The organism is Photobacterium chitinilyticum (assembly GCF_004104355.1).
Taxonomy (GTDB): Bacteria; Pseudomonadota; Gammaproteobacteria; order Enterobacterales; family Vibrionaceae; genus Photobacterium; species Photobacterium chitinilyticum.
In genome coordinates, this window is sequence record NZ_RJLM01000005.1 from 24,453 (window position 1) to 40,485 (window position 16,033).

General features: G+C 44.5%; 18 protein-coding genes and 1 riboswitch. Of the genes, 8 read left to right on the top strand and 10 right to left on the bottom strand.

Annotated features, from left to right (window positions below; genetic code table 11):
* Positions 1-27: 27 nt before the first annotated feature.
* The 3 genes from EDI28_RS13225 to EDI28_RS13235 all read right to left on the bottom strand — a co-directional run bounded on the left by EDI28_RS13225 (position 28) and on the right by EDI28_RS13235 (position 4,468).
* Positions 28-2,409: a fatty acid cis/trans isomerase gene (locus EDI28_RS13225; RefSeq protein ID WP_128784362.1), complete on the bottom strand. Its 2,382-nt coding sequence runs from the start codon at positions 2,407-2,409 to the stop codon at positions 28-30.
* A gap of 99 nt (positions 2,410-2,508) precedes the next feature.
* Positions 2,509-3,810, bottom strand: a complete 1,302-nt coding sequence (locus EDI28_RS13230; protein ID WP_128784363.1) for a winged helix-turn-helix domain-containing protein — start codon at positions 3,808-3,810, stop codon at positions 2,509-2,511.
* 205 nt (positions 3,811-4,015) lie between these two features.
* Positions 4,016-4,468, bottom strand: a complete 453-nt coding sequence (locus tag EDI28_RS13235; RefSeq protein ID WP_128784364.1) for a DUF3069 domain-containing protein — start codon at positions 4,466-4,468, stop codon at positions 4,016-4,018.
* A gap of 282 nt (positions 4,469-4,750) precedes the next feature.
* Between EDI28_RS13235 and EDI28_RS13240 the strand changes: the two genes are divergently transcribed.
* The 6 genes from EDI28_RS13240 to EDI28_RS13265 all read left to right on the top strand — a co-directional run bounded on the left by EDI28_RS13240 (position 4,751) and on the right by EDI28_RS13265 (position 9,076).
* The gene (locus EDI28_RS13240; RefSeq protein WP_199287436.1) at positions 4,751-5,689 is read left to right on the top strand and encodes a GGDEF domain-containing response regulator; all 939 of its coding nucleotides are present in this window, start codon (positions 4,751-4,753) and stop codon (positions 5,687-5,689) included.
* A 304-nt stretch (positions 5,690-5,993) separates the two neighbouring features.
* Positions 5,994-6,662, top strand: a complete 669-nt coding sequence (locus tag EDI28_RS13245; RefSeq protein ID WP_128784366.1) for a YceH family protein — start codon at positions 5,994-5,996, stop codon at positions 6,660-6,662.
* Between the two features lie 62 nt (positions 6,663-6,724).
* Entirely contained in the window at positions 6,725-7,069 is a 345-nt protein-coding gene (locus tag EDI28_RS13250; protein ID WP_128784722.1) for a GIY-YIG nuclease family protein, read from the top strand.
* A 211-nt stretch (positions 7,070-7,280) separates the two neighbouring features.
* The gene (locus EDI28_RS13255) at positions 7,281-7,625 is read left to right on the top strand and encodes a hypothetical protein (RefSeq protein WP_128784367.1); all 345 of its coding nucleotides are present in this window, start codon (positions 7,281-7,283) and stop codon (positions 7,623-7,625) included.
* Between the two features lie 61 nt (positions 7,626-7,686).
* Positions 7,687-8,229, top strand: a complete 543-nt coding sequence (locus tag EDI28_RS13260; protein ID WP_128784368.1) for a YaeQ family protein — start codon at positions 7,687-7,689, stop codon at positions 8,227-8,229.
* 184 nt (positions 8,230-8,413) lie between these two features.
* Positions 8,414-9,076: a YdcF family protein gene (locus EDI28_RS13265; protein ID WP_128784369.1), complete on the top strand. Its 663-nt coding sequence runs from the start codon at positions 8,414-8,416 to the stop codon at positions 9,074-9,076.
* A gap of 32 nt (positions 9,077-9,108) precedes the next feature.
* On the opposite strand, the gene EDI28_RS13270 is transcribed toward EDI28_RS13265, so the two are convergent.
* Together EDI28_RS13270 and EDI28_RS13275 are read right to left on the bottom strand one after the other, a co-directional pair.
* Entirely contained in the window at positions 9,109-9,777 is a 669-nt protein-coding gene (locus EDI28_RS13270; RefSeq protein WP_128784370.1) for a glutathione binding-like protein, read from the bottom strand.
* An 11-nt stretch (positions 9,778-9,788) separates the two neighbouring features.
* Positions 9,789-10,400 carry a glutathione S-transferase gene (locus tag EDI28_RS13275; RefSeq protein ID WP_128784371.1) on the bottom strand — a complete coding sequence of 204 codons (612 nt, stop codon included), beginning with the start codon at positions 10,398-10,400 and terminating at the stop codon, positions 9,789-9,791.
* 99 nt (positions 10,401-10,499) lie between these two features.
* On the opposite strand from EDI28_RS13275, the gene EDI28_RS13280 reads away from it, so the two are divergent.
* Entirely contained in the window at positions 10,500-11,114 is a 615-nt protein-coding gene (locus EDI28_RS13280; protein WP_128784372.1) for a TetR/AcrR family transcriptional regulator, read from the top strand.
* Positions 11,115-11,119: 5 nt separating this feature from the next.
* On the opposite strand, the gene tenA is transcribed toward EDI28_RS13280, so the two are convergent.
* From tenA to thiD, 5 genes are read right to left on the bottom strand one after another with little or no spacing between them, the layout of a single operon-like run.
* Entirely contained in the window at positions 11,120-11,788 is a 669-nt protein-coding gene (gene tenA / locus EDI28_RS13285) for a thiaminase II (RefSeq protein WP_128784373.1), read from the bottom strand.
* Positions 11,789-11,822: 34 nt separating this feature from the next.
* Positions 11,823-12,764: an ABC transporter substrate-binding protein gene (locus EDI28_RS13290; RefSeq protein ID WP_128784374.1), complete on the bottom strand. Its 942-nt coding sequence runs from the start codon at positions 12,762-12,764 to the stop codon at positions 11,823-11,825.
* 53 nt (positions 12,765-12,817) lie between these two features.
* Entirely contained in the window at positions 12,818-13,612 is a 795-nt protein-coding gene (locus EDI28_RS13295) for an ABC transporter permease (protein WP_128784723.1), read from the bottom strand.
* A 19-nt stretch (positions 13,613-13,631) separates the two neighbouring features.
* Positions 13,632-14,405, bottom strand: coding sequence for an ABC transporter ATP-binding protein (locus tag EDI28_RS13300; RefSeq protein WP_128784375.1), 774 nt, complete (start codon positions 14,403-14,405; stop codon positions 13,632-13,634).
* Between the two features lie 11 nt (positions 14,406-14,416).
* Positions 14,417-15,244 (bottom strand): bifunctional hydroxymethylpyrimidine kinase/phosphomethylpyrimidine kinase, encoded by an 828-nt coding sequence (gene thiD, locus EDI28_RS13305; protein ID WP_128784376.1) that lies wholly within the window; start codon positions 15,242-15,244, stop codon positions 14,417-14,419.
* Positions 15,245-15,310: 66 nt separating this feature from the next.
* A riboswitch (TPP riboswitch) is annotated at positions 15,311-15,408 on the bottom strand.
* 212 nt (positions 15,409-15,620) lie between these two features.
* Between thiD and EDI28_RS13310 the strand changes: the two genes are divergently transcribed.
* A complete protein-coding gene (locus tag EDI28_RS13310; RefSeq protein WP_128784377.1) occupies positions 15,621-15,989 on the top strand; it encodes a VOC family protein in 369 nt (122 codons plus the stop codon).
* The last annotated feature ends 44 nt before the right edge of the window (positions 15,990-16,033 follow it).

The window sequence follows — 16,033 nt, forward strand, 5'->3', positions numbered from 1 at the left end:
GGCTTTTGGTAGGAAGACGCAGTTTCGTTATCTATTTTCCAAGCGATTATAGTCCAGCAATCCGGCCTCAATCGGGTAATTTTGTTGATAGAGCTGGTTCAGCTTGTCACTAAAAGACCAGAAGTCTGGGCTTGTCCTGCGAACTGCGTACTCATCGAGTAGCTTGCGGTAGTCTTGTTCAGTGTTAACTGCTTTTAATTGAGCCGCGAGCTTAGGTAGCTGCGATTCTTGTAGGTGCCAAAAGGCTCCCGGATAACTACCGAGCAAACCTGATACAAGTGTCAAGTCATCGCCTTCAAACTGACGATTCGACGCCTCGTCAAACAGGCTTGAAACGTTCTTGTGGGCGCTGTTTCGAACAAGAGTGAACAGTTGCGGATCTACATTGCGTTCACTTGGTTCGATGACAATAAATGTCAGTTCAGGGAACAGAGTCGCCTGCTTACCTTTATGCTGCTCAATTGCACTTAGTGCAGCCATACTTTCAGACGCCAGCTGGGTGTTGGACAGCGCAAAGCGGTTAGAACTTACTTTACCTAAGCGAGTCTGCAATAGGTTCAGCAGCTCTTTCTTGGGATTATCTGTCTTATACTGAATGCCCGTCGGTTGGTTAAATTCATTGATATCACCCTGCAAAAACAAACTTAAGTGCTGATCTGCGCCCTGATACCAACGAGCCAATTCCTGGCGTCTGGTTTGGGCTGGTAATAGAGACAAGAAGTTAGATTCCCCCTCCATACGTAGGAAGTCCATATACATCCGTGTCACGAGCTGGTGCCCAAAATTGCCATAAACATCAAAGCCGGCGACCAGCAAATAGTGAATACGCTCAATTAAAGAATAATCAAGAACCCAGGCTGTTTTCGGATGATCACCAATAAGCCCCTTTGCAACTGTTGCGCTGTCGAAATGGCGAAAGATGGTTAAGGTCGCGTTATCATTGCTACCGTTACCATTCCAAATCAAATCTGTCGTTAAATGCTCGCCATTTTCAAACGTTTGGTTCATTAGGGTATTTTTGGCCCGCAAAAATCGTCCTTGCTGTTTGGAATAGGAAATCCATTTTGTTAGCGGTAGGGTGTTGCTCTCGTTTTCAGCGGGTAACCGGAGGTTGTGTGCTTGTGCATTATAGAAGCTGTTGACACTTGGGATATCTGCCATCTCGGGATCAACAAAGAAGACCCAGAATCTGTCGTTGATGACATTCAATGCCAACTGGCCTCGGCATACCGGCCCTTTGATGAAGCCCATGATAGTGTTTTGCGCATTATCAATCATAAAACGATAACGGGCATTCACGGGTAGCTGGCTGAATGACATCAGAGGGTTAGCGGCAATATCTGGTTCATAGCCCGGCAGTGTAGAGACAGTATAGTAGGGTTCAAAAAACAGCTCGTTAAACCTTGCCATTTTTTCCTTGCTAAGGGCATAAGGCATGTGGGTTTTATCAACGATTGTTTCTCGAACCTGAATAAATCGATAATAGACGCGATCAACTTCGGGATCGTCAAATGGGCGACGAGTCGCAATCATATCTACCGGGCTATCAGGTGCTGTTCTTGAACGTACAAGCTTAAAGAAAACTGGGCGTTTATCGCTCGTAAAATACAGGTTTGAAACAAACAAATGTTCATATAGATAGCGGCTGACAAGCTGCTCTTTCAACGAATCACCGTTTAAAAAAGTTTCCCACTCACGAACTTTTGCCTGAATGGCTTTAGAGGGGGGGGCTACACCGGTCATCGGTGCTCCAGCGGCTAACCATTCTATTAGTGTGTCATTTTCATGGTCCGCGATTTGGGGTAATCCGTAGGGCATTCCCCATTTCGGGTATTCTTGCTCGTATTGATCCATTTCCTCAATCGTCGGGCATTGTTGATCTCGATCCAGTGAAAAGTCCCAGTTGTCGGGCTCAAGCACAGTTTCCGATGGCAAAGGGTGAGCTTGCTTCAACTGAAGCATTCTGGCCATTACGCCAGCTTGAGTATTAGCTTCTGGTGACTGCTCCCGTTCATTGAGTACAGGGGAAAATCCTTTCTCGCGCCACTCGGCTGTGCTCTGAGCATCAATAAACATTCGGGTTGTGTTCGCTGCCAGTAGACGTGTGCCTTGATAGACTTTGTCTTTGTTCGCACCACGGTCGATACCTTCCGAAGAGGATAACTTTAGCTGGCATGGAGCATCGTAACATGCATGGCAAACAACACAGCGGTTTTCGATTAGCGGCTTAACGTCGGTCAAGTAGCGCTGAGCAATAGGAGTCGATGCCGGTAGCATACGCTCTTGGGGCTGGGGCATGCCGTAGATTTGATCATAGTTGTATCCGGCATAGACAGCGCAGCCCGAAAAAAACAGAGTAGCTAATACAGCTGCTACTCGATTGCTGTGCTTTAAAAAAAGTAAGCTCATGGATGATATAATAACAAGTTGACATTGCGATATTGTATAAGCTGCCGACTCGGTATACCAAGATTTTATTTATCGCCAAACTACTTCAAGACGCTCGTTTTAGCGAAAATTACTTGGCTGTTTAGTTGTCTGCACATACTGTTTGACATTAAACAGCTCGGTATTTTTGACACTGTTATGGATCCAATAGATACCCACATTAGGGTAGAAGACCAAGTCTAGATATGGTTGCTGGAATAAAAGGTAGCTGTAAACGATACGTTTAGCTTTAAAATCATCCCTCATTCTTGCCTCAGTCATTAATGCGGTTGACTTATCCTCGATACAATAATCATTTGGCTGATAAGCCCAGTGAAACATATCAGGCTTTAATTGAGCTGTAGCAAGAAAGGGCGAGTGATTTTCTACAATCGATAAGGCAGCAGCACGTACTGACAGGGCATGATGGAAGTCTGTATCTTTCTCTGTAATGAACGACATGTAAGAGTAGTTTAAGCTGTCATGTTCACCCTTGGAGATGTAGCGATGAATGACTTTTGACTGAATGCCTGAATCATCGACATAATTCATGAATACTTGAGCGGTCGGCTCTCGTGCTAACTCTGTCTGGATTATCGGGTCGTTTCGATATGATTTGGCTTCAAAGATAAGAAAGTCCGAGAATTTTTCCCAATCGTGATACTCAAGAGTATAAGAAAAATCAGTCTTTGGTAGGCAGGCTTCTTTTTCGTCAACACGACACCAGGCTATGGAGTAGAGCCCGTTACCTTTAACAGCAAAAGCTCTCACATTTTGGATTTTAGATGGACTTGTTTGGTTGAGGTACTGTTGGTAGGTATGATCAAGCTTCTGGGCTAGATCATTCAAGTCTTGTTGGCTAGTGGCGATGAAAGTGAGTTTGTTATTTCCCCATGTTTCAGTTTTAGTCTGATAGACCGCCTGCTCCTGGTGTTTGTAGCGGCTCAGCCATAAATAGCCGCCAATACTGGCCGCAAAAAGGAAACACAAAAAGGAAAAGAGTATAAGGGACCGGCTAACTAGTCGTTTGTATTTCCCTGGCGAGTCAGCGCCGAAGGAAGTTTGTTGTTGCTCAAATTGGGTGATTTGATAACCAACGCGAGGCAGGGTTTCAATCACTTCACCTTTGCGTCTCTCTTGAAGCTTTACCCGAAGAGCTCGTATTACCTGAAACAGTGAGGCCTCTGTAACAATACGATCCGGCCAACCTGCCTGCAGTAGTTCACTTTTTGTAACCGGGCGCTGATAATTAGTAATTAGAAAAGTCAGGATCTTTTGTTCTGAAAGGTTAAGCTTTTGTATTGAATCGGGAGATTTGATTATGCCTTGGCTTGGAATGAAGTAAACTTCAGTTCGAAATTTAATCTGCTCATGGCTTGACATTAATACCTCTGATTACTGAAACAAAGCGTAACTCTTCCCTTTAACTTAGATTTAATTGATAAATATGAAGGGGATTTATGATGTTACATATAAATTTACTACGAAAAGTAAGTTTACCATGAAAAATGATAAAGAGGAGGCTAACAAGGTAATTCGACTGGCAGAGGTAAAGGGAGGTAGAAACCTCCCTTAGGGATCTGCAAGACTATTTCTTGAAGATTTCCAGAAACTCACGCTTCATTGGTGGGTTGCGGCGTGCTTTCTTAAGTTGCTTGCACATATCCTTCACACAGTTGTGAAGAACTTTGTCCAGCATTACAGCTTTATACTCGGTGTACTCTTCTTCAGACATATCGTCAGGTTTTTTCGATTCCTGCATTTCACCCAGGAAATCTACGCCTGAATAGCTTTGGCTAAGTGCGATTAGAGCGTGAAACTGCTCGAAGTTATCCAGTACATTCTGGGCACTTGCCGGTAGTTGATTCCATGCTTCATGAGACGTTGGCTCAGATGCTTTATAAACGTTGATTAGCATGCCCAATAGCTCTTCTGGCACTTCTTCAAACTCGATAACCTGGCGAAGTTCCGGTGAACAGTCGTCTAGAGTAAATGTCACTTCTTCAACGATTTGTTCTTCTTTATTTTCAATCTCAGACATAGCTAATTCCTACAGCATGAATAGTTAAGGAGGGGAATCCTATATCCCTACGTATAAATGTCAACTTTTCTCCGCTTGACCATCTTTTTTGGTCAGCTTGAATAATATATCTACTTATCGGTAACAGATTGCCAATTGGGTTTTAAAACTTGCTAACTAAGTCACGTTCGATCATTTGTGATGAAATTATGCTCATATTAACGTTAGGTAAATTTCTCAGCTGTGCTATAACTTAAGACAGTACAAATGTTTCAATATCAACAGGATGCTTTCATGGAAGCAATGCGTATCTTACTAGTCGACGATGTTCACCTAGAACGAATGCAGCTCGCAATGCGACTGCAGCGCTTAGGTCATATTGTAGAGGCGGTTGGTTCAGGGCATGAAGCAATTGAAAAATACCCGTTATTTGACCCAGATCTGGTGCTACTTGATATCAGCATGCCGGATATGAGTGGTACTGAAGTGGCGGAACAGATTCGAATCACACATCCTGATTGGGTTCCAATTATCTTTTTGAGTGGTCATGATGAACCTGAAATGATTGCAAAAGCAATAGATATGGGAGGGGATGATTACTTGGTTAAACCTGTCAATAAGATGGTTTTGGTGTCTAAGTTGAAAGCTATGCAGCGTATAGCGCATATGCGACATAAACTGAAGGAAGCATCGGAGCAACTTGAACTGGCGAATGAACGTCTGTCGCAACAGGTGAATGAAGATGGTTTAACCAAGCTGGCCAACCGTCGATATCTTGACCAAAAGCTGACCGAGTTTATTTCATGGCATGGACGAAATAATTTCTCGCTAACGATTATCATGGCGGATGTAGATCATTTCAAACCATTCAATGATTATTATGGCCACCTTGAAGGTGATCGTTGTTTGCAAGCGGTTGCCAGTGAACTTAAGCAGACATTCAGTCGGGCTGGTGAGTTAGCAGCACGCTATGGCGGGGAAGAGTTTGTCATATTGCTCAGTCACTGTGATAAAACAAAGGCTGTTAAAGAATGTGAAAGGCTGAAAAATTGTATTCAGAAGCTAGAAATTCCGCACTTAAAATCCACGACATCGAGTGTAGTGACTGTGAGCCAAGGTATGGTGTCTTGGATTCCTACCGGCCTTGAAACGGCTGAAAATATGTATGAAATCGTCGATAAGGTGTTATATAAAGCCAAAGAACAAGGACGAAACCGTTTTGTCGTTGCAGAATTTACCTGATTAAATACAAATACACATTATAAAATATCATGTGCTTGGCTGTACTTTTATGCTTTTTAGTGCTGAAAGGTGGTCGGGCTTGCTCTTCTTACTTACCCACCCATGCTTACACGTTGTAACCTCGTAATATTAGCTAGCTAATTGATTGATTTTCATACACTCGGTTCGACTAACGCTTGTTGTTCAGGCTGGGCATGCTAATCTGCCTACAGGTCATTGCTGATTCCAGTCTTTGCAGTGGGCTGCTTTCGGAGAGTGGAATCAGTATTGGTATCAGAACAAGTAAGAAGGGTGAGGGAAGATCATGGATATTTGCTTTTCACAGAATGAAGCGCGAGTGGTGGGTTGTTTACTAGAAAAAGAAGTCACTACCCCGGATCAATACCCATTGACATTGAATGCATTAACGACTGCATGCAACCAGAAAAGTAATCGCGAGCCGGTATTATCGCTGGATGAGGCAACGGTACTCGATACCGTTGAAGAGTTGAAATCAAAACGCTTCATTCAAGAAGTGACAGCAGGGCAGGGTAGCCGAGTAGCAAAGTATCAGCATCGGTTCTGTAATACTGAATTCAGTACTTTTCAGTTTACCAAGCAGGAGAAGGCTGCACTATGCGTGATGTTGCTCCGTGGTCCGCAAACACCGGGTGAAATACGTACACGTACTAATCGTCTTTGTGACTTTGCTGATGTGAAAGAAGCCGAAGCAGTATTAGACGGGTTGGCTGAGCATGCAAAAGGTCCGTATGTGGTGAAATTGCCAAAAGAGACAGGTAAGCGTGATTTTCGTTATATGCATCTGTTCAGCGGTGAGATAGATCTAGAAGCACTAGCAGAGCAAGCCGCTGCCCCTGTTGCTGGTGGTTCGTCACCAACCTCACAGCGGGTAGCCAAACTTGAAGAAGAGGTTGAAGCTATGAAACTAGAGATAGCTGAACTGAAAGATCTTCTTGAGTCTTTGACGTCTTAAGTGTTACCCAGCAGAGTGGTTAACCAGAATACGGCTCAGCATTGGCTGAGCCTTTTTATATGATGAAGCAAACAGATACATGTCCCCTGGCGGTTAAAGCCACCGATAGTGCTGATACTGTGGGTAATAAAACCGTGCAATGGTCGGTCTACTTGATTAGAACAGCATCGAACCATCTTTATTGTGGTGTTACGACAGATGTCGGACGCCGTTTGAATGAGCATAGCGGCAGTAAGAAAGGGGCTAAATACTTAAAAGGGAAGGGGCCATTGGTATTGGCGTGGACAGCACAAGTCGGTGATAAAAGAAAGGCAATGCAGTTGGAATATAGGATCAAAAAGCTGTCAAAAGCCAAGAAAGAGTCAATTGTTAACCAGACACTGGATCTGGATTCATTATTGGAATAAAACATCGTTTTGAAGCTGAGCGTTGGATCACGAAAATCGATGAGCACAATACCGATAATCACGTATTATTGGATCAGTTATGTGTTTGATAGGTTAATTGACTGTGTTCATTAGAGCTTGGTGTCTTGGTTTTTCGTTGATATTTACTTCAGTTACCACTGAAGCATCTGAGGTGACGAATACTCCTAGCTCTAGGGGCCAAATAGATGTAATGAAAGATAAGTTGGTGGGTATTTATACAACATACCGACTTCGAGGTGTCGTGATTCAGGGGTGCAACCGGCTTGATGATCGTATCAGTACGGATGTTAAAGTTGCCTTTGATGATTATGCTACGGTTGCACAAGATTATATCTTGGAAGGGAAGAGGCTGTTAAACGAAGAACTATCAGCAGTTGAAGTGATCGAATGGAAAACGTCGCTGGCCAATGCCGGGAAGTATTATCAACAAAAATTTAACCAGCTGCCCCAGGCTGAGCTGAAGCAAGAATGTCAGCAACTGGCAAGAGAAATGGCCACGATTAACCAGCAAGTTATTGCTTTGAAAAGTCAATAGAAATTGAACTCTTGTCTTATTCTTACTACACTTCACGCATCTTAAACCCAGGTATTTTGTTATGGCACAGAAAGCCACCATTTATAAGGCCCAGTTCAATGTAGCTGATCTGGACCGACACGTTTATATTGATAAATCTCACACATTAGCATGTCACCCCTCAGAGACAATCCAGCGGTTAATGCTTCGTCTTGTAGCCTGGGGACTAAATGCAGATGAAGAGCTGCAATTTACCAAAGGGCTATCAGATACCGATGAACCTGATCTATGGACTAAAAGCCTCAGCGATGAAATTGAGCTATGGATCGAGCTAGGCTTACCTGAAGAGAAGCGAATTCGTAAAGCTTCCCACCGCTCTCAGCAGGTGATTATTTTTGCATACGGCGACAATGCAGCTCCTGTTTGGTGGCAACAGAGCAAGAGCAAGATCACTCAGTATGAGAATGTTTCGGTCGTGTATATCAACGATGCGACGCTCGCTGAGCTTGAAGGAATGATCGAGCGTACTATGCAGCTTCAGCTTACTATCGAGGGCGAACAAGGCTGGCTGAGCTCAGACTCAGGTAGTTGTCATATTGTTCCAGACTGGTGGCACCGAACCTAATTAACAGACCGAACAAACACACCTAGCCACTGTGTTTTATTATGGGGGGACGTGTTGATTCCCCCATAGCTAGTCTCCTAAGTTATTCACTAACAATTGTCATGCTAGCTTCATTGTTGTTGTGCAATGTTAACCATGGACATCTGAACAATGAATATCAATGGTTATCGATGAGGATGGATATATGGCGTCACAGGTTCATTCACTTGCTCAAAAGGTATGGAATTACCATTTGCTCAATGACTCGCTAGAGAAAAGTGACTGTATTTTTGTGCTATGCAGTAATGATGTGCGTGTTGCTGAGCATGCGGCAAGATTGTTTTTAGATGGTTATGCACCTTATATCATTTTCTCTGGTGGAGTAGGCGAGTTAACTAACGGGATGTTTAGCCGTTCTGAAGCCGAGTCATTTGCGCTCGTTGCGGTGGACATGGGGGTGCCGGATGACTGCATTCTTATTGAACCTCAGTCGACCAATACTGGTGAAAATGTGCTTTTTACTCGAGCGTTACTGGAAGAGAAAGGCCTTGACCCACAGCAGTTCATTTTGGTTCAGAAGCCTTTTATGGAAAGAAGAACCTATGCAACGTTTATGCAGCAATGGCCTGGTAAACAGATAACTGTTTCATCACCACCGATAAGCTTTGACGAATACCCGAATGAACAGCTTACATACTCTGATGTTATTAATGTGATGGTGGGTGATCTACAGCGTATAAGGGATTACCCTGCTCAAGGGTACTCAATATCACAGGATATCCCTATTGATGTTTGGCAGGCATTTGAGTTCTTGGTTGAACTGGGATTTAACGAGCACCTTATCAAGACAAAACCAGCGGGGAGCTAGTCCGTCGCTGGTTTGTTTTTTCTACCTACCTGTTAACGAGTCACCATCTTTCTAATCTCAACTGCTCGTTCTTCGTCAGTTAAGTCAGATGGCAGAGGGACAAGGACACCTTTTTGACAAGCTGGTCGCTTGGCCAGCTCATCTAGCCAACGCTGTAAGTGCGAAAGTCCCTCGATATCAATACCACTCCATTCATAGATACGGACCCATGGCCAAGTTGCCATATCTGCTATGGTGTATTCTTCGCCGGCAAGATAGGCATGCTTGGCTAACTGGTTGTCCATAACTTCAAACAGACGTCGGCCCTCATGTTGATAGCGCTCTATGGCTGATGGAATAGTTTCTGGGAAATAGCGATAAAACACATTAGCCTGGCCCATCATTGGCCCAACTCCACCCATTTGAAACATCAGCCACTGGATGACCTGTGAGCGTTTCTTTGGATCCTGTGGCAAAAACTTTCCTGTTTTTTCAGCTAGATATAATAGTATTGCACCGGATTCAAAAACGGAAAAATTGTCATTGTCTGTGTCAATAATTGCAGGAATTCGTCCGTTTGGGTTAACAGCGGTGAATTCTGGTTGTTTTTGCTCTGCGGCCATTAAGTCCAGTGCATGCACGCGGTATTCAAGTTCCATTTCTTCCAGTGCGATGGATATCTTATGGCCATTGGGCGTGGCTGCAGTGTATAGATCTATCATGTTAATTCCTTTTAAGCTTTTATTGAGGGACGCTCGCTAACGTGTTGATACCACCGTTGTAAGTTCGGCAAGCTGTCATCGATTTGAATTTCGAGGTTTTGTATGAAGTCACACAAAATAACCGTTGTAATATCAGCGATACTGAAATTATTACCAGCTATATAGGGTGTTACAGCAAGTTGTTTATCGAGGGTTGGAATAAATTCGATTAAACGCTGTCGTGATTCCTCTCCCCACTCAGCAATGCAGTTCTCCCGATCCTGATAAATTCCGCTGATATTACGGAATGCCTGCATTGCAACCAGCAGTCCGCGTAGTTCGACTAGACGTTGCCACATTTCAACCTGGGCTTTTTCGAGAGCATTGTTACCAAACAGAGAATACTCTGTCGGGTATGCTTCATCGAAATAGCGGCAAATTGCGACCGATTCACAGATGGTAGTACCATCATCCAGTTCGAGCACCGGGATCTGCCCGTTAAGGCTTTTTGCTTTAAAGTCTTCGCTGAGGTTTTCGCCTCCGCGGATATCAATATGTTGGCGCTCGACCTCAATTCCTTTTTCTGCCAAGAAGATACTGACTCGGCGGGCACTTGGTGCAGGACCCAGTTCATAGATTTTCATTGTATTCCCTTTATCAGAACGATCGTTTAGTTTAAACTGTAATCAATAACAGAACGATCAGTCAAGAATGATTTGATCTTTTTCTCGTAAGGAGTCGAGATGGCAAGAACAAAGAATTTTGACCGTGAAGAAAAGCTGTTGCTTGCGATGGAGCTTTTCTGGCAACAAGGCTACGCAGATACGTCTGTCTCTGATTTGGTGAACCATCTTGGTATTAACAGGTTTAGCCTGTACAACACTTATGTTGATAAGGAGTCGCTGTATCGTGAGGCGCTAGATTATTACCTTAAGAAAATATCGTTTCCGATGCTGTCTGAGAGCCTTCACGAATCGGCTTGTTACCCAGATATTGTTGCGTATCTGAAATGTTTCGCAGCACTGCAACGTGAGCAGAAGTGTGGCTGTTTTATGCAAAATGCTATTTTGGAACGGGCATATAACGATGATGAAGTGCTTGACGCTGGTAGCCAGCTCTATCAGGCGCTATCAGGTAGTTTTACAAACGCGATCGAAAATGCTCAGCGGCAAGGTGAGCTCAGGATGATTATTGAGCCAGCAAAACTTAGCCATTTTTTGGTAATGCAGATGCAGGGTATCAGAGTGTTGGGTAAGGCACGTCAGTATGAAATGATGGATGATGCCATGTCGGTGTTACTAATGATGCTAGAGGGGCAAAAAGTGTCAGGTGCCAACGAACAGACACCTGACATTTGATTCTGTTAGCTAATCGAAGCGTTGAGCCCCTGTTGCCAAAATGCTACTTCCATACGCGTGGCCGTTTTGAAAATCTCGCATAGCCTTTGGCCTCGCTGGCTGTTTAACGGTATCTCGTCCAACATTTCATCAAGGCGTTCAATGGTATCCCGGGCACCAGACTGGAACTCTTCTCCGCTATATAGTTCGATCCAGCTTCGATATGGGTTGTTGTCCAGTTGTGTCTCTGTCCAGTTTATAAGCTGAGTTCCGATCATGGCATAGCCAATTGCACATGGTGCAAGCGCTGCAAAAAGATCAATACGATCTCCTGCCATACCAGTATCGAGTACATAACGTGTGTAACTTACCGTGCCAAAATCTTCAGGCTCGCCTTCCATATCGGATTCGGTTAATCCCCATTTGGCGCAGTATTCGACGTGATGGGACATCTCGGTATCGAGCAGTGCTGTCAGGCTTGGCAGTGGCTCACGCATTTCGGCAAGGGTACGAGATTTGAAGATTGCCAGTGCGTAGGCGCGGGCATAGTGCTTCAGGAACAGGAAGTCTTGCTTAAGGTAGTGTAAATAGGCACTTTTGTTCAGCTCGCCTTTGGCCAGCTGAGTAACAAAACTGTGTTCTGTGTAGTCATGCCAGTCTTGCTGGCAGGCTTTGATTAAGTCTTTATGGTTCACAGGAGATCCTTGATAAATATAGTAAAGGTAGTGATCAGTATGTCAGTACGTAATCTTTAGCCTGAGGTAGTGTATTGATGATGTTGTGCTGCTTCATGAATTCTGCATATTCGTTGTAACGCTTCAGTTCAACTGCGCCCGGACGTAACGCGAAACGGGTAAGAGTGTCTTCCCAGGCTCTACGGTTAAGATCGTTATTCAGTGTGTCGGGTGAATAAGATACGAATTCCTGCCACGCTTTCTCAGGGTGGTTAATCAGATAGACAGTTGCCTTCTCGACAGCGCTGTTGAATTTATTAATAGTTTTCGGGTTGAATTTGTGTTTATTGGCAACAACGATCAGCTCATCGTAGGGGGGAACACCATGCTCTTCAGGATAGAATGCCGTTGCTTTGTAGCCTTCGAGTTCAAGCTGGTTTAGTTCAAAGTTTCTTAAACCTCCCCAGATTGCATCCACCTTCCCTGAGGCAAGTGATGACGAAAGTGCCCAACCAACGTTGATGATTTTCACGCTATCCATACTGACATTGGCGGAGTTAAGCATTGTACCTATGGTCGCGTCTTCGCTGCCGCCAATTGCAACACCAATTTGCTTGTCTTTTAGATCTGCCAGAGTTTTAATTCCGGACTTATCTAATACAATTAGAGAGTTGAGCGGGCCAGAAATTAGGGTGGCGGATCGTACTACCGGTAGGCCGGCAGCGGTACTTGAGATTAGGGTACTTTGATACGATACAGCCATATCAATTTTGCCTGCGGCGACCAGCTTATCCGGAATACTAGGATCGGCTGGTTCTTGGATTTCGACCTCAAGTCCTTGCTCGGCAAACCACCCTTTTTCCTGAGCTAAAATGATAGGGCCATGGTTTGGGTTTACGAACCAGTCCAGCATTAGGGTTATTTTCTCTGCTGCTGCACCAAATGAAGCCATAGAAAGTGAAAGTACCGCTAAGCCATGCAGTAAATACTTTTTCATTAATAATTCCTGTCGTTATTGTTTATTGAGCCTGATATTAAGGTGGTTGTGTTTTAGTTGCTCTGCCATGGAATTGCTTTCTTTAACAACACATCGGCAGTGAAATAGAGGCTGACTGAAAAGAATGCCAGAATGAAAAGGGCGGCGAACATTTCGTCAACAAACATGCGTGCGTTAGCCTGTAGCATCAAGTAGCCTAGTCCTTCGCTGGAACCGACCCATTCGCCAATCACGGCACCGATAGGAGCAACTACAACGGCAATTCTTATGCCGGAGGCTAAAGCCGGTAGGGCGGCAGGTAACCGAATTTTCCATAAGAGTTGCCAGCGCGTTGCTCCCATGGTTTTGGTGAGATCAAGGAATCCTGTCGGTGTATCGCGAAGACCGTCATAACAACACGTTGTTACAGGGAAGAAGATGATCAAAGCGGCCATCACAATTTTCGAGGCGATTCCATAGCCAAGCCATAGCATCAAAATTGGTGCTATCGCGAACACTGGTATTGCCTGGCTGGTGATGAGAATGGGTAAAAGCCAGCGACGTAACGGGGCGAACAGCAACATTTGCAATGCGAAAAATAATCCCATCATCAAACCAAGCAATAGCCCGAGCACAACTTCGGTGCTTGTGACAATTGTGTGGTGCCATAGAACATCGTAACGTTCGATGAGTTTGCTAAATACTGCAGCTGGTCCGGGCAGAATGAATGCTGGCATTTTAAATATCACTACAGCGGCTTGCCATATCCCAATCATCCCGCCAAAACTTATTAGAATGCGTAATGTATTCTTTGATAACTCTCGGTGTTGTTGCGGGATTAGTTGCTGGATCTGAAGCGATGTCTTCATATTGCTGGATGATTGTAGATCAGCCATAGTCCTGCTCCAGTTGCTCGAGAATAGATTGCTGGTGAACTGCCATTTGGGCATCAAACTGCCTTGGTGGTACTGTTCCAGGTACGCCTAGTTCAATGAGACTGGCAGGCCTGCCGGACATGATGTAGATATTGTGCCCCAGGCGTAGTGCCTCTTGTGGATCATGGGTGATCAGCAAAACGGTACGATTTTTGAGTAATTCTGCTGACAGGGTTTGCAATTTATGGCGTGTTACTGCATCCAGCGCTGAGAATGGTTCATCCATTAGTACCAACGGCTTGTCCTGCATCAGTGTCCTGGCAAGCGCAACACGTTGGCGCATTCCACCAGAGAGCTGATCAGGCATTGCAGACGTGTACTCTTTGAGTCCAACGGCTTGCAGAAGTTTAATGGCCTTATTATTGTCAAGTGGGCTGGGGGGCGATCCGAAATGATGGCTAAGGCAGACATTGTCCATGACTGATAACCATGGCAGCAGCAGATCTTGCTGTGCCATATAGGCGATACGTTCAGTTAGAGGCTTATTATCAGAAGTGACAAGCTTCCCGTGCCAGTCAACACTATCCTCATTTAACTCAGCAAGTTGGCGCAATAATGTTGTTTTCCCACAGCCACTTTTTCCGAGTAAACAAGTCCACTTCCCGGCAGGAAGGGTAAGATTTAGATCAACAAACAAAGCATCGCTGGCATCTTTATAAGTCAGCGAGGCGTGTTGCAACTGCACTTCAACAGCAGAAGAAGGATTGGTTTTAGCGGATGCTAGCATAGCCATTTCTCTTATTCTGGTTGGTAGTGACCGGCAAAGAAATGATGAACAGGCCCATGTCCTGATCCAATCTCAAGCTTGTCTGCATGACTGATTGCCATAGTGATGTAAGCTTTTGCGTTTTGGACTGCTGCTCTCAATTCAATCCCCTGTGCAAGAAATGAGGCAGTGGCTGAAGAAAGGGTACAACCGGTTCCATGGGTGTTACGAGTTGAGATTCGAGCTGTGCTCATGCGGATCACTTCGTTGTTCATTATAAGCAGATCAGTACTGTTGGTATCCTGCTCGAGGTGACCACCTTTAAGTAGTACGGATTTCGCTCCTATCTGGCGCAGTGCTTCAATCATGTTAGCCATTTCTTTCTCACTTTGAGGAATGGCGACATCAAGTAAAGCGGCAGCTTCCGGTAGGTTAGGGGTGATAACGTCTGCTAAGGGTAGCAGTTCCGTTTTTAGGCACGATATAGCATCCTGCTGTAACAGGAGATCACCGCTGGTTGCGACCATGACTGGATCAACAACGAGATATTTGGGTTTATATTGACGTAGCTTGGCTGCAACAACCTTGATTATATTGGTATCGCTCAACATACCAACTTTTACCGCCTTGATATCAAGATCGGTGAAAACGGCATCTAGCTGTTTTTCCACAAACTCCGGATCGACAGCAAGAATTCCTGAGACGCCTTGCGTATTTTGCGCGGTCAAGGCAGTGATCACGGAACAGCCATAACTGCCTGTTGCAGAAATAGCTTTAATATCGGCCTGAATACCGGCTCCGCCGCCACTGTCTGAGCCAGCAATTGTTAGTGTGATTGGTGTTTTTGATGGTACGGCCATAACTACCCCTAAATTACGCGCAGGGTAGCAGGTGTCTGAGAAAGGGCGCTTGGGAAAGGCCACATGAAGACACGTTTGCTAGTTCCCTACGCCATTACTAAATGGATCAGGTTCAACGGGTCCCACCGAAGTGGTCTCAGCCAAAGGCTCCCCGACTAACTCACAAAATATTGTATATTTGCTTGATTAAACAGCCGTTGATGCTGCTATCAATTATCCCGCTATTCTAACCATGTTTTTTACTGTAGGGCAAATAGGAATGTGAAAATTTGGGTGTTGGTAGTTTCTTATTAACAATGAAGAGGCTGTATAATCACCAATAAGGAATATATATGAGTGTATTTAAGTCGAATTATTGAACGTCATGAGGTGAAATATGGACAATTCACAGAAAGAAAAACATGAGAAAATTAATTACGTCGAGTTCCCTGCTATCAATCTTGCTGCAACAAAAGCATTTTTTATACAGGCTTTTGGCTGGGATTTTGTAGACTACGGGGATGGCTATTCGGCGTTCTCCAATCAAGGATTAGATGGTGGCTTTTTTCAGTCAACGTTAAGCTCAACGACAGCCAACGGTAGTGCGTTGGTTGTGCTTTACAGTCAGGATCTTGAATTATCGCTACTCAATGTAGAGAAAGCTGGGGGGATTATTGTTCGACCGATTTTTTCTTTCCCTGGAGGGAGACGTTTTCACTTTACAGAGCCGAGTGGTAATGAATTGGCTATATGGTCGGATAATTAACTAAAGGCAGGTTGAGCTTTAGGTGTTGAGGACAATTATTTAAA

What these genes read in the sequence shown, in the direction of transcription:
- EDI28_RS13225 (WP_128784362.1), bottom strand. Translation starts at nt 2,409, where the DNA reads ATGAGCTTACTTTTTTTAAAGCACAGCAATCGAGTAGCAGCTGTATTA.
- EDI28_RS13230 (WP_128784363.1), bottom strand. Translation starts at nt 3,810, where the DNA reads ATGTCAAGCCATGAGCAGATTAAATTTCGAACTGAAGTTTACTTCATT.
- EDI28_RS13235 (WP_128784364.1), bottom strand. Translation starts at nt 4,468, where the DNA reads ATGTCTGAGATTGAAAATAAAGAAGAACAAATCGTTGAAGAAGTGACA.
- EDI28_RS13240 (WP_199287436.1), top strand. Translation starts at nt 4,751, where the DNA reads ATGCGTATCTTACTAGTCGACGATGTTCACCTAGAACGAATGCAGCTC.
- EDI28_RS13245 (WP_128784366.1), top strand. Translation starts at nt 5,994, where the DNA reads ATGGATATTTGCTTTTCACAGAATGAAGCGCGAGTGGTGGGTTGTTTA.
- EDI28_RS13250 (WP_128784722.1), top strand. Translation starts at nt 6,725, where the DNA reads ATGAAGCAAACAGATACATGTCCCCTGGCGGTTAAAGCCACCGATAGT.
- EDI28_RS13255 (WP_128784367.1), top strand. Translation starts at nt 7,281, where the DNA reads ATGAAAGATAAGTTGGTGGGTATTTATACAACATACCGACTTCGAGGT.
- EDI28_RS13260 (WP_128784368.1), top strand. Translation starts at nt 7,687, where the DNA reads ATGGCACAGAAAGCCACCATTTATAAGGCCCAGTTCAATGTAGCTGAT.
- EDI28_RS13265 (WP_128784369.1), top strand. Translation starts at nt 8,414, where the DNA reads ATGGCGTCACAGGTTCATTCACTTGCTCAAAAGGTATGGAATTACCAT.
- EDI28_RS13270 (WP_128784370.1), bottom strand. Translation starts at nt 9,777, where the DNA reads ATGATAGATCTATACACTGCAGCCACGCCCAATGGCCATAAGATATCC.
- EDI28_RS13275 (WP_128784371.1), bottom strand. Translation starts at nt 10,400, where the DNA reads ATGAAAATCTATGAACTGGGTCCTGCACCAAGTGCCCGCCGAGTCAGT.
- EDI28_RS13280 (WP_128784372.1), top strand. Translation starts at nt 10,500, where the DNA reads ATGGCAAGAACAAAGAATTTTGACCGTGAAGAAAAGCTGTTGCTTGCG.
- EDI28_RS13290 (WP_128784374.1), bottom strand. Translation starts at nt 12,764, where the DNA reads ATGAAAAAGTATTTACTGCATGGCTTAGCGGTACTTTCACTTTCTATG.
- EDI28_RS13295 (WP_128784723.1), bottom strand. Translation starts at nt 13,612, where the DNA reads ATGAAGACATCGCTTCAGATCCAGCAACTAATCCCGCAACAACACCGA.
- EDI28_RS13300 (WP_128784375.1), bottom strand. Translation starts at nt 14,405, where the DNA reads ATGCTAGCATCCGCTAAAACCAATCCTTCTTCTGCTGTTGAAGTGCAG.
- thiD (WP_128784376.1), bottom strand. Translation starts at nt 15,244, where the DNA reads ATGGCCGTACCATCAAAAACACCAATCACACTAACAATTGCTGGCTCA.
- EDI28_RS13310 (WP_128784377.1), top strand. Translation starts at nt 15,621, where the DNA reads ATGGACAATTCACAGAAAGAAAAACATGAGAAAATTAATTACGTCGAG.